General features: G+C 42.3%; 15 protein-coding genes. All 15 read right to left on the bottom strand.

What is annotated here, in order from left to right; translation table 11 throughout:
* Positions 1-11 precede the first annotated feature (11 nt).
* The 15 genes from dxs to spoIIIAE all read right to left on the bottom strand — a co-directional run bounded on the left by dxs (position 12) and on the right by spoIIIAE (position 13,072).
* Positions 12-1,898 carry a 1-deoxy-D-xylulose-5-phosphate synthase gene (dxs, locus tag AC1DOK_RS00855; protein ID WP_477552329.1) on the bottom strand — a complete coding sequence of 629 codons (1,887 nt, stop codon included), beginning with the start codon at positions 1,896-1,898 and terminating at the stop codon, positions 12-14.
* 161 nt (positions 1,899-2,059) lie between these two features.
* Positions 2,060-2,968 (bottom strand): polyprenyl synthetase family protein, encoded by a 909-nt coding sequence (locus tag AC1DOK_RS00850; RefSeq protein ID WP_477552328.1) that lies wholly within the window; start codon positions 2,966-2,968, stop codon positions 2,060-2,062.
* Positions 2,969-2,979: 11 nt separating this feature from the next.
* A complete protein-coding gene (gene xseB / locus AC1DOK_RS00845) occupies positions 2,980-3,237 on the bottom strand; it encodes an exodeoxyribonuclease VII small subunit (RefSeq protein WP_477552327.1) in 258 nt (85 codons plus the stop codon).
* Entirely contained in the window at positions 3,230-4,585 is a 1,356-nt protein-coding gene (xseA, locus tag AC1DOK_RS00840; RefSeq protein ID WP_477552326.1) for an exodeoxyribonuclease VII large subunit, read from the bottom strand. The genes xseB and xseA overlap by 8 nt, the downstream gene beginning before the upstream one ends.
* A 53-nt stretch (positions 4,586-4,638) precedes the next feature.
* Positions 4,639-5,484, bottom strand: coding sequence for a bifunctional methylenetetrahydrofolate dehydrogenase/methenyltetrahydrofolate cyclohydrolase FolD (gene folD, locus AC1DOK_RS00835; protein WP_477552325.1), 846 nt, complete (start codon positions 5,482-5,484; stop codon positions 4,639-4,641).
* Positions 5,485-5,542: 58 nt separating this feature from the next.
* Positions 5,543-5,995, bottom strand: coding sequence for a transcription antitermination factor NusB (gene nusB / locus AC1DOK_RS00830; RefSeq protein WP_477552324.1), 453 nt, complete (start codon positions 5,993-5,995; stop codon positions 5,543-5,545).
* Positions 5,996-6,114: 119 nt separating this feature from the next.
* Positions 6,115-6,342, bottom strand: coding sequence for a DUF2273 domain-containing protein (locus AC1DOK_RS00825; protein ID WP_477552323.1), 228 nt, complete (start codon positions 6,340-6,342; stop codon positions 6,115-6,117).
* A gap of 12 nt (positions 6,343-6,354) precedes the next feature.
* The gene (amaP, locus tag AC1DOK_RS00820; protein WP_477552322.1) at positions 6,355-6,957 is read right to left on the bottom strand and encodes an alkaline shock response membrane anchor protein AmaP; all 603 of its coding nucleotides are present in this window, start codon (positions 6,955-6,957) and stop codon (positions 6,355-6,357) included.
* Between the two features lie 77 nt (positions 6,958-7,034).
* On the bottom strand, positions 7,035-7,439 hold the full coding sequence (locus AC1DOK_RS00815) for an Asp23/Gls24 family envelope stress response protein (RefSeq protein WP_477552321.1): 405 nt from the start codon (positions 7,437-7,439) through the stop codon (positions 7,035-7,037).
* Positions 7,440-7,540: 101 nt separating this feature from the next.
* Complete coding sequence (gene accC / locus AC1DOK_RS00810; protein ID WP_477552320.1) at positions 7,541-8,893, bottom strand: acetyl-CoA carboxylase biotin carboxylase subunit; 1,353 nt, start codon at positions 8,891-8,893, stop codon at positions 7,541-7,543.
* A gap of 15 nt (positions 8,894-8,908) precedes the next feature.
* The gene (gene accB, locus AC1DOK_RS00805) at positions 8,909-9,403 is read right to left on the bottom strand and encodes an acetyl-CoA carboxylase biotin carboxyl carrier protein (protein WP_477552319.1); all 495 of its coding nucleotides are present in this window, start codon (positions 9,401-9,403) and stop codon (positions 8,909-8,911) included.
* Between the two features lie 263 nt (positions 9,404-9,666).
* On the bottom strand, positions 9,667-10,371 hold the full coding sequence (locus AC1DOK_RS00800) for a SpoIIIAH-like family protein (RefSeq protein WP_477552318.1): 705 nt from the start codon (positions 10,369-10,371) through the stop codon (positions 9,667-9,669).
* A gap of 52 nt (positions 10,372-10,423) precedes the next feature.
* Complete coding sequence (gene spoIIIAG / locus AC1DOK_RS00795; RefSeq protein ID WP_477552317.1) at positions 10,424-11,062, bottom strand: stage III sporulation protein AG; 639 nt, start codon at positions 11,060-11,062, stop codon at positions 10,424-10,426.
* Between the two features lie 36 nt (positions 11,063-11,098).
* Complete coding sequence (gene spoIIIAF, locus AC1DOK_RS00790; RefSeq protein WP_477552316.1) at positions 11,099-11,806, bottom strand: stage III sporulation protein AF; 708 nt, start codon at positions 11,804-11,806, stop codon at positions 11,099-11,101.
* A gap of 63 nt (positions 11,807-11,869) precedes the next feature.
* A complete protein-coding gene (gene spoIIIAE, locus AC1DOK_RS00785; RefSeq protein WP_477552315.1) occupies positions 11,870-13,072 on the bottom strand; it encodes a stage III sporulation protein AE in 1,203 nt (400 codons plus the stop codon).
* Positions 13,073-13,083: the final 11 nt, after the last annotated feature.

Raw genomic sequence — 13,083 nt, 5'->3', positions numbered from 1 at the left:
GTATTACGCTCCTATGCTCGTTGACTTAAGCGTGGTGACATCTCGTGGATGATGGCAACCAAGCGTTCAGCTGTTAAGCAAACCTCTTGGCGCTGATCTTTAATTGACCCATGCTCTACGAAATAATCAGGCACACCCATATTTTTAACCTGCATATTATGAATGTTGTTCGCTGCATAGAATTCCATTACAGCTGAACCAAAGCCTCCCATTATAGAGCCTTCTTCCATCGTAATAATCGGCTTATTCTCATTAGCAAGCATACGAAGCATTTGCTCATCTAATGGTTTAATGAATCGTGCATTCACAATCCGAAGATGAATGCCTTCCTTCATTAGCATGTTAGCTGCTTCTTCAGCTATTCCAATCATGGGTCCAACAGCCAGAACTGTCGCATGACTTCCTTCGCGAAGCACTTCCCACGAACCAATCGGAATCGGATGTAGCTCATCATCCATTTCTACCCCAAGTCCCGCAATACGCGGATAGCGAATAGCAATCGGACCATCATCATACAGCTGTGCTGTTTTCATCATATGCTGTAGCTCATTCTCATCCTTAGGCATCATCATCACCATATTAGGTAAATGACGCATAAATGCGATATCGAATACGCCATGATGGGTCTCACCATCAGCTCCAACAAATCCAGCACGATCTATGGCAAAAATAACATTCAAGTTAGGTCTACAAATATCATGTACGATTTGATCATAGGCACGCTGCATGAAAGTAGAGTAGACTGCAAATACAGGCTTCAGTCCTTCACTTGCAATAGCAGCACATAGTGTAGCTGCATGCTGCTCAGCAATACCTACATCAATCATCCGCGATGGATAAAGTTCTCCGAACTTAAGTAAGCCTGAACCTCCCGGCATTGCTGGCGTTACGGCAACAATTCTAGGGTCTTCCTTTGCAAGCTCAATCAGTGTTTGACTGAATACATCGGTATACACCGGAGGTCCAACAGTCTTAAGAACTTGGCCTGATTCAATCTTATACGGAGAAATACCATGCCATTTATGCGAATCAGCCTCTGCAGGCGAATATCCTTTGCCTTTGACCGTTACTACATGAACAATTACAGGGCCGTTGACTTTATCTGCACCTTTAAGAGTTTCAAGCAGTAATGGAATGTTATGACCATCAACAGGTCCAATATAATTAATCCCTAGCTCTTCAAACCATACGCCTGAAACGAGTAAATATTTGAGACTATCCTTGAGCTTCTCAGCAGTTTTGGCAAGCTTATCACCAACACCTGGAATCTTCTTCAGAATGCCTTCAATATCATCCTTCGCTCTCTGATAGTGGCGATCTGACCGAATTTTATTCAGATAGTTATGAAGCGCACCCACATTAGGTGCAATCGACATTTCATTATCATTCAGAATAATCATCATTTTTTTCTTCTCATGACCGATGTGATTAATCGCTTCTAATGCCATCCCACCAGTCATAGCGCCATCACCGATGACAGCTACCACACGATTGTTCTCACCCTTAAGATCACGGGCTGTAGCCATCCCCATTGCTGCTGACAGCGAAGTAGAGGAATGTCCCGCTTCCCATACATCATGTTCACTCTCAGAACGTTTGACGAATCCACATAGACCTTTATATTGCCTAAGAGTATCAAATTGATCTCGGCGTCCAGTAAGAATCTTATGTACATAGGCTTGATGACCGACATCAAAAATAATTTTATCACGAGGTGAATCCAGGAACGTATGCAAGGCAATCGTCAACTCGACGACACCCAGATTTGGAGCTAGATGACCGCCTGTTGCCGAAAGCTTTTGGATAAGAAATTGCCTAACTTCCTCAGCCAATGTTTCTAATTCTTCGACCGACAACCGTTTTAAGTCCTCAGGCTGATTAATCTGTTGTAGCAGCACGCTTATTCACTCGCTTTCCGCTGTTTAATTGTTAATTATTTGAATCAATTTCATAACTCATTGAAACCATTAAATTGATTCATTTACTCAGCTTATATACACTACATTATATCACATTAGAATGATTGGTGTCTTTTTGGGAAAAATGCCCTGATAAATGCTTAGTGATCACGTTTCATTAAATAATCGGCTAATTCAAGTAATCTGGTTGGACAAGGAATAGCAGAATTCATAATAGCTTCTTTCCCTTGTTCTGTTAAACGAGTAACTTTCTCTATAGATTGTTCCAATCCAATAAAATACGGATAGGTTACTTTTCCCTGCTTAACGTCACTATTAGTTGCTTTACCCAGCTTGACTTCGTCCCCTATCAGATCCAGAATATCGTCTTGAATCTGAAACGCGAGTCCAATACAGTTACCGAAAGTCGTCAAAGCTTGTAATTGTTCTTCTGATGCATCGACAACTCTTCCGCCTGCACGCAAGGAAAAAACAATTAAATCACTCGTTTTATGTAAATGAATATACTCAAGTTCTTCAAGCTTCGTTAACCCTTGCTCACCTAGCATATCTGCTGCTTGTCCGCCTACCATACCTTTAGCGCCAGCATATACCGATAGCTCTTCGACAATGGCAAGCGTTTGTAGTGGGTTCACATTATTCTTGCGGTGAGCTTGCACAATGCTGTAGAATGCATGCGTTAGCAGAGCGTCACCTGCAAGCGTTGCCATCGCTTCACCATATACCTTATGATTGGTTAGTTTGCCACGTCTGTATTCATCATTATCCATTGCTGGCAAATCATCATGAATAAGGGAATACGTGTGGATCATTTCTATCGCGCAAGCTACAGGCATTGCAGCTTCGTATGATCCACCCAAAGCTTCTGCTGCAGCAAGGACAAGAATCGGTCGCATTCGTTTGCCGCCATTCCTTAAGGAATAGTTAATCGAATCACGTAATTGATCTGGGATCATCCATTCACTTGGTAGTGAATCGGCAAGTGCTTGTTCAATCAATGCTGCACGACTGTCCAAATATTGCTCGAAGGAGGTGGTACTTGTAGGCATACGAATTCTCCTTACTCTTCTATGTTATGTGGAAACGGCTTAGTCGTTAATCCATCATCTGATTCAACAAGCATTTCAATCTTACGTTCTACCTGTGCAAGCTTCTGACCGCATAGCTGAGATAGCTTCATTGCTTCTTGATACAATTCAATCGCTTGTTCAAGTGGAACATCTCCACTCTCCAGACGTGCGACAAGTGAATCTAACTTGTCCATCGCTTGCTCGAAGCTGAGCTCCTGTTGTTCTGTTTTCTTCGGCTCTTTACTCATCCTTGTTCTCCTCCATTGACCAGACATGGCATGTTAATTGTCCATCCGTTAAGCGAACATTAACAACATCGCCATTCTGAACTTGATTGATCGAATTTACAAGCTGTTCCCGTTCATCATAGACGAGCGAGTAACCCCTCTGCATCACTTTCAGAGGTGAGAGTGCATCGAGCTGGCGCACGCGAGAGAGCCATTCCTGCCGCCTGCCTGTGGCCAGGCGGCTCATCGCTAGCTGCAGCGAGCGCTTAGCGGTGCTGCGGCGCAGCTTAGCCGCGCTGACTGCGGCGCGCGGCGAACATGCCTCCATGCGGCCAGCAAGCCGCATGTGCGCTTCAGCGGCCCGCGAGAGCCGCTGGTTCATCCGCATGGTCAGCTCTGCTGCCATGCGGTCCAGCTGCTGCGTGGCTGGCAGCAGCAGTTGACGCCGCGGGCTCACCAGATACGGTGAGCGCCGCAGCCTCTCCAGCGCCTCGCGGCGGCGCTGGAGTCCGCGATGCAGCGCATGGTGCAAACGCTGCCCGTGATCAGCAAGCTGGCGACGCAGCTCCAGCTGATGAGGCACAGCTAGCTCCGCAGCCGCAGTCGGCGTCGCCGCCCTTAGATCGGCAACGAAGTCTGCGATCGTGAAATCGGTCTCATGACCAACAGCAGAAATAATCGGAATTCTGGAAGCGTAAATACTTCTAGCTACACTCTCTTCATTGAAAGCCCATAATTCCTCAAGAGAGCCCCCTCCACGACCAACAATAAGCACATCAACCTGATTCCATTCATTCATTGCCTCAATGGCTTTGACAATCGATGGAGCTGCTTGCGTACCTTGTACTAATACGGGGTAGACGAGAACTGGAACGGAAGGAAACCGTCTTTGTAAAGTGGTTAGAATATCACGAACCGCCGCACCTGTCGGGGATGTAATAACGCCTACAGCTTTTGGATACATAGGGATACCTTGTTTATGCCCATCTGCAAACAAGCCTTCAGCTTCAAGCTTCCGTTTGAGTTGTTCATAAGCAAGATATAAAGCCCCAATTCCATCTGGTTGCATTTCTCTCACATAGAATTGGTATTGTCCATCACGCTCGTATACTGAAACAGATCCTCTTGCAAGCACCCTTGTTCCCTCTCTTGGCAAGAAGACTAGCTTCTGGTTATAAGAGGCGAACATGATTGTCTTGATTCGCGAATCTGCATCCTTAAGTGTAAAATACATATGACCGGATGAATGTCTTGTGAAATTGGATATTTCTCCACGAAGCCAAACATCCTGCAACAAATCATCATTCTCTAGCTGAAGCTTAATATATCGATTAAGCTCCTTAATCGACAATATCATCCGTTCATTCATTCGCTTATCACCCGCCCATTTCTATTGCGTGATAATTAAAGAACAGCTAAAGATTAAGCTTTAGCTGCATTTAACGTATTTTGCAATAGCATTGTAATGGTCATTGGTCCTACACAGCCTGGAACTGGGGTAATAGCTCCAGCAATTTCCTTGACTGCCTCGAAATTAACATCACCACATAACTTGCCTTCATTATTGCGATTCATCCCAACATCCATAACGATTGCACCTGGCTTAACATGCTCCGGACCAATAATGTTTGCCTTACCAACAGCAACAACAAGAATATCCGCTTGACGTGTGATCTCAGCCATATTAGGTGTACGTGAATGACAAATTGTCACCGTAGCGTTCTCTTGTAGCAAGAGCATTGCCATCGGCTTACCAACAATATTGGAACGTCCAACCACAACAGCATGTTTGCCTGCTATGTTCACATCAATACGTTTAAGCACTTCAATAACACCAGCAGGCGTACAAGGCTTAATGGCATTTTGTTTGCCGATCATAAGATTCCCTACATTAACTGGATGAAAGCAGTCAACATCCTTCTCAGGAGCAATCTCATCAACTACTTCTTCTTCATTAATCGTTTGGGGAAGCGGAGACTGAACCAGAATTCCATTAATTTGATCATTTGCATTTAGGCTATGAATAAGATCAATTAATTCCTTCTGAGTTGTTTCTGCGGGTAAGCGGTGTACTTCAGAGTAAATCCCTACTTGAGCACAAGCTTTCTCTTTGTTGTTCACATAAACATGAGAAGCAGGGTCATCGCCGACAATAATAACGACTAGTCCAGGTCTACGTCCTTGAGAAGTCAATTGAGCAACCTCTGCTTTAATCTCTTCTCGAATCGTTGATACAATCTCTTTACCGTTAATGACTCCGCTAACCATCTAAACTTGCCTCCCCAATTATCTAATCCATACGACTTCGAACCGTACAGAATATAACTTATTTCACTTTAAGTCTCAAAGCGTCTATATCTTTGATCATATTACCAAGTACACCATTTACGAATTTTCCCGATTCTTCCGTGCCAAAATGTTTCGCAAGGTCAATGGCTTCATTGACAACTACCTTCGCAGGTACATCATCCTTATACATCATTTCATACGTAGCAAGCCTTAGAACCTCTCGGTCAATTCGTGACAAGCGATCCATCTGCCAGCCTTTCAAATATTCTATTAACACAGGATCAATAATTTCTTTATGATTCAGCGTTCCTTCTACCAGTTCATAAATGTACTGCGGACTAACTGTGGGTTCAGATAATACAATTTCCCCCTCATTATCGTTCTCCGCTTCGTGAATTGCGGCTGCAATTGCATCGTCATGCGACACCTCTGTCATACCCATTTGATATAAGCTCTGCAGTGCAATTTCTCTGGCTACTCTACGCCTCATGCTATAATGCCTCCAATTTTGTTATCAAAGTACTCACCTTAGGTGATATCCAGAATTTCATAAGCACACGCTATATAAATTCTATATCAACAAAAAAATCCATGGAAGATCCAAGGATTTCAGCGGAACATTTTCCATTTTTGCGAAAGATAATTCATGATGTCCTGATAAGGGACGATATCTTCCTTTTTATCAACTTTATTGCCGATATAATACCCTACTACCACGATAAATGCAAATATTAATGTATCCCAAAACCCTACAAACAAATACAGGAATCCAAAAAACACACCTGCAATTGCTCCAATCAATTTGCCCTTATGGTGTTCAACAATGTCGTTCCACATTATATGTACCTCCTATTCCACCCTACGTACGGCAGGGGTGGATTGAACCGTATTGGCTACATACACAGAAACAGATACGACAGGATAACCGGCAATTTCTTCAATTTGACCTTTAATGGCAGATTGAATTTCTTCTGTCAATTCAGGAATAATCCGTTCTCCATCCACGATTGTGCGTACTTCGATTTCAAGACCCGGAGGACTCACATGAACACGCACTTTCATATCTTTAACCCCTCTTACCTTGCTAGCGGCTTTAAGGGATAAATTCTCGATAGTCTCAAGCGAAATTCGAAACTCCCCTAATTCCGTGCGTTCAGCAATGAACGGAGCTTGAGTCTGAGTTCTGCGAACAGAAACATAAACAAGTCGTATAGCGATCAATAGAATAATAGCACAGATCGCGATCATTACATATGCGGTAAAAGCATCATGATAAACGTCTTCAATAAAGTTATGTACCTTCTCCTTAGGAACCCAAGCAAATGAAACCGTGAGTCCGATTGCAGAAATCACAATGATAACTAAGCTGAAAATGAAAAGTAAAAATCGATCTATTATTTTCCCCAAAGCTGTAAGCTCCCTTCTCATCAGACGCTTCAATACGCTTATCATACATTAAATCAGAGGAAACCCCCTCACACAAGTAGGGGGTTTGCAATTAAATGTAAATCGACTTAATTAAGAAATAATTACTTCACTCTATTAATTGCTTCTTCCTCAGGCTTCTCAGCAGTTTTAAACTGTACATCAAGAATATGTACGTTAACTTCAACAACGAGAAGACCTGTCATTGATTCGATAGCATTCTTAATATTCGACTGAATGTTAGAAGAAACCTCAGGAATACGGAACCCATACTCGATGACTACTGATACGTCAACTGCTGTTTCCTTTTGTCCAACTTGAACTTTTACACCTTTGGACAAACTTTTCATTCCCAATAATTCAGAAATACCTCCGACAAAACCACCGCTCATGCCGGCAACTCCTGGAGTTTCAATTGTTGCAAGCCCTGCAATAATCTCAATTACCTCAGGTGCAATCTGAATGGAACCGAGATCCGTTTTCACATAATCCGGTACAATCGTATCCAATACGAACACCTCCATTTTATTAGGATAAGCCGTTCTCTTTAAATACTATACCATTTCCCTATATTTATGACAAATAATAGTGGCACTGTGTTTACCTTAACTTAAGTTCCAAGAACGTCATGCTCTTCCAAGAATTTAATATCAAAGTCGCCTGCGATAAATTTAGGATGTTCAAGTAAACGTAGATGAAAAGGAATTGTTGTTTTGACACCTTCAATATCAAATTCACTTAGTGCCCGCTTCATCCTAGCAATCGCTTCATCACGTGTTGGTGCCCAGACGATTAACTTTGCAATCATCGAATCATAATAAGGTGGAATTGAATATCCTTGATATGCTGCTGAATCCACCCGTACTCCCGGACCACCTGGAGGAAGATAGGACTGTATAAGTCCAGCTGATGGCATGAAATTACGATTAGGATCTTCTGCATTCACGCGGCATTCAATTGACCAGCCTGATATTTGTACATCCTCTTGTGTAAAGGAAAGGGGTTGACCTTCAGCTACACAAATCATTTCTTTGATTAAGTCTACGCCAGTAACATATTCCGTAACAGGATGTTCTACTTGTATGCGCGTATTCATTTCCATGAAATAAAAATTACCGTCTGGACTTAGCAGAAATTCTAATGTTCCAGCACCGGAGTATTCAACAGCTTTGGCAGCACGAACAGCAGCTTCACCCATACGAGTCCGAATTTCTTCGGTGAGAATAGAGCAAGGCGCTTCCTCGACTAATTTCTGTCTGCGACGTTGAACCGAGCAATCACGTTCACCTAAATGAACAACATTCCCGTGTTTGTCAGCCATAATTTGAATTTCAACATGTTTCATACCCGTTAAATATTTCTCTAAATAAACACCCGCATTACCAAAAGCATTCTGCGCTTCTTGTTGTGCGTTTGTAATTTGCTTAATTAACATTTCTTCATCTTCAGCAATTCGGATTCCTTTACCGCCGCCACCTGCTGTAGCTTTGATAATTAATGGATATCCAATCTCTCTACCAATTCGAATAGCTTCATCCAAGTCCTCTATAATGCCGTCAGAGCCTGGAATAATCGGAACATTAGCTTCTTTCATCGTTTGCTTCGCCATTGATTTATCACCCATGCGATTAATTGCATCTGGAGATGGACCAATGAATGTGATATCACATTTTTCACAGATCTCAGCAAAATTAGCATTTTCAGCTAGGAACCCATAACCTGGGTGAATAGCATCGACTTCAGTAAGTGTTGCTACACTTAAAATATTCGTATATTTCAAGTAGCTCTCTTGGGATGAAGCAGGGCCTATGCAGTAAGCTTCATCAGCTAAACGCACATGCAGTGCTTCTCGATCTGCTTCCGAATATACGGCTACTGTTGAGATTCCAAGCTCACGACAAGCACGGATAATGCGCACAGCAATCTCTCCGCGATTGGCAATAAGCACTTTATTAAATTTCATGTTTTCTCCTCCAACTTACTCCGGCTTAACGAGAAAGAGCGGTTGACCATACTCCACAAGTTGACCATTATCCACTAAGATTTCTACGATTTCGCCCTTAATCTCTGCTTCAATTTCATTCATAAGCTTCATCGCCTCGACGATGCAGCATATGCTTTTCTCGCTTACTTTGGAGCCAATGGATACAAATGGCGCCGCACCAGGAGCTGAAGCTTGATAGAATGTTCCCACCATCGGTGAAATAATTGTATGTAATTCTAACGTATCTTTGATTTCAGCTGTTACAGCTAATTGAGGCGCATCCTCGACTGAATTCGAAGTTTGTGATAATTGCTGAACCGAGCCTTGTGCAACACTTGTGTGCATCGTTGGTGCAGTTACGAATACAGATTCAGTTTTATTTCCTTTGCGAATGAATACTCTTGCCCCTTCATTCTCGATCTCAAGTTCTTGCAAGGTTGTTTGGTCCATCAATTTCATTAATTCCTTAATTTCACTTAACTTGAACAATGGGAGTCACTCCTTTTAAATTTTGCAACATGCATCCGTCCATTAATGACGGTCAGACTGTGAATCTGTTTCTTCTTGGTCTGGGCTCGTCCGAGTTCACGAGGCAATAAGATTCCTCTTGCGTAGCCTATTATAGCATATTTATTTTGTACATACGCAAGTTATTATACCTTAGTTGATTTTAATATTTCATTTCTTTTTTTAAGAATACAGATGCCCTAACGGAATATTACTCCCATTAGGGCATCAAATGATTGATTTATTTATTGAATAATCTGAACTCCAGCGAACTTATCAGAACCAATATTCATTTCTTTGAGAACAAGATCAATGATCTCGACTGCTTGTTTTTTCTCAAGCTTGGCGGCTTGAACTGTTACCTTCCATTTACCGTCATCAGCTTGTTGAACAAGTGCATGTGGGTAATCCTTTGCAAGAGTTGTTTCAATTAGTTCGATTTTAGCCATCGTTTCATCTAGTCTCCGGATGTTGTCAGTTGCTTCGCCTGATGCAGCTTGCGTCTGCTTCGGATCAGCTGAAATTGTTAACCATTTTTCGCTCTCTTTGGTTAGCTTATCATGACGCTCAATCTCTTGCTGGATAAAGTAATCATCACCTGAAGTTACCTTTTCAGTTGCTTTCTTAATAATCTCTGAGTCAGTCGAGCCTTCTACTGCCTTAGTTCCTTCTGTATTCTTAGTTCCCGTCTGTGCTGATGTTTCCTTAGAATTATTAGGGTCTATTGTTTCTGTTCCAGTCATTGAAGCATCAGGCAATTTAATGATCGAACCATCTTCTTGAATTTCAACCTTTGTTTGTCCAGCTATTTGTTTTGTTGTTTGCTGATCTGTCCCCGCAGTTAACTTATCCAAATCTTCCGTTCCTGAACTGAATAAGTAATAAGCTGATAATACTACCATTAAGCTAAGCATTGATACGAGCCAAATTGTTTGTCTCTTCGTGTTCATTTGAACACCCTCCTCTTTATATTAAAATTATTAAATATAAATCTAACTATTTCTACTGTTTCCGCGGCCATACCGCTATCCGATGCCCCATGACATCAACTCCTCGTTCGACAGCCTCAAGAATCATCTTTTTGACTGCCGCATTCTCTGCACCCTTAGCAACGACAATCACCCCCCTTACTTTGGGCTTAATATATTTCAACACATGTGGTTGCCCATTACCCGATACCTGTACAAGAACTGATTCACCTTTACGTGTAATTTCTGTGATCGTCCGGGTTGCACCGTTCGGATCACGTTCATTCGTCGTACTCTGAGAATCGGAGTAATTCTTATCCACTATGGTTTCTTCAGTTGACTCGATCGTCACCATCACTTCTGGATCATCCACACCTACGATTTTCTGCAGTATTTCGCGCAGACGAGATTCATAGACTTCTTCGTATTCACGAAATGCAGAATTATCTTTAGCACTTGTACGTCCCGCTACCGTAGTGCTTTCACTTGGTGGTGATGCTCCGGGTCCTTCTGTAATAGGTTGAACTTGCTTCACGTTAAGGAAAGAATTCATAATCATGAGTGCAGCCCCAAGTAATGCAATGAGTATCAGCCACATCAAGGTATGAGTTCGCTTCGTGCCATTCTGACCACCACCGAACCATTTTTCCAGCTTTGATATCCATTTCCCCATCTGCTAGATCACTCACTTTCATTCCTCACGCTTTATTTAACCCAATTTGGAACGTTTAGAGACTTCAAACTTTATATCAATTCGTTCGACAGGAACGCTCCAATTACGTCCAATGAGCTTGCGTACATCAGCTCTCGTTTGAACTTGCTCAGGAGTTTCCTGCTCTATACTAGCAGTTGTCTTCTGAACCTTACTTTCGACTCGAATTTGAATTTGTACTGGTTTTATGGAAGCAATCGGCTTCGCTTTATCCTCCTGTGGCTTCGCTTCAGTTACGATGACCTTGTCACTAAGCACTGCACTAATGCTCTTAATATAGCGATTACCTTGAGCATCATCTCCTGTGCTAACTAACACCTGCTCAGCTTCATACGCAGTTTCGGTTCGGATACTTTCCTTGATTGCTTCCACAAGCTGTTTCTCTGCAAGTATCATGGCTTGCTGATCTTGGCTATCCCTCAGTCGTTGTCCCTGCTCCGTAATCGCTTGTAAGGAATTATTCGATCCAACCAGTGTTTTACCATTCTCCTGTTGCTTCTGCTCAGCTTCAGCCAGTAATTTATCAACGCTCCAATCATTTCTGAAGAGGTCAAGAACCGGTGAGAGCAAAGTAAGTAGGATGAACAAACTTAATACGGTTTTCACATAACGCTGCATTTTGGAACTTGGTAGAAGGAGATCAACAAAGGCTGCGAACATAACAATGGTGATTACCGTTTTCAGCCAATCATTAAGCCATTGCATATTAGAGCCTCCTAACAAGAAGATTTCACCATCTTAAGTGATCGCCATTTATCTAAGTGGGAGCTATCTAACCATTACAGATAAATTACCAGCTGCAATCATTACGGTAATTGAGAAGAAGAACATAAGGCCTACTGCTGCGAGTGCTGCAAAAACATATATCATACTTTTGCCAATGGTTTGAAGACATGTGATCATCGGATTATTGCCAATGGGCTGCATGACAGCAGCAGATAAATTAAAGATGATGGCTAATGTGAGAATCTTCAACGCAGGGAACAGGCATAGCATAATGATGATGACTATTCCTGCCAAACCAATTGCATTCTTGACCAGCAATGAAGCTCCAATGACGGTTTCGGTTGCATCTGAGAATAGCCTTCCAACTACTGGAACAAAGTTACCTGTAATGAATTTGGCTGTTCGAATTGTGATTCCATCAGAGACAGCTCCCAAGGAGCCTTCAACTGTCACCACACTTAGGAATGCCGTCACGAATATCCCCAGTGCTCCAACTCCAATGTTACGTAGTAAATTAGCAAGCTGTGTTACCTTATATTTGTCTGATATGGCAGAAACAATATGTAAAACGGCGGAGAAGAATAAGAGTGGAAATACAAAGAAGTAAATCATCGCTCCGACCGTGTGGATCATGAATACATTTAGGGGATGCAGTAATGCTACCGACGTAAAGTCACCCATAGCCGTAAGAAGTGTAAGTAGCAAAGGAATTAATGCGATCATAAAGTCAATCATGGAAGTTATCGCATCCTTCGCGTATCCAATCGCAGATGAGAACGAGTTAATGGCGATAATAATGAGCACCATGTACGAGATAATAAATGCGATTTTACTTACCGATTCTCGTTCGAATGAGCTTTGCAAAGTTTGCAAGATCATCGCGAATATCGTCAAAATAACAATCGTTACGAGCAATTTGCCATTAGCTAACACCTCATGGAATAAATAACGAAGTGTCCCTTTCATGATGTTCGCAAATGATAATCCTTGACCCCCGTTAGTTAATAGCTCTGTGAAGGAAGGAGCTTGTAGTTCGGGAAAAAAGCTACCATTCTGAGTCATAAGCTTGTTCCAATATTGCTCGACAATACCCGTATCAAGTTGTTTAACTTGCTGCTGAACGATCGTCTGTGCTGGAGTTGCGGCTAAAGTGACTGAAGCACAGACAGATAAGCCAAGCATCATAAATAGCAGAACGACAAGCCATTTGAAGGCAGAGCGATGAATCTTATAACGACTTGGCACCTTGATCACTC

The organism is Paenibacillus sp. P5_B5 (assembly GCF_056400365.1).
The sequence above is the reverse complement of the archived record's forward strand: the minus strand, read 5'-3'. Positions and strand labels throughout refer to the sequence as shown.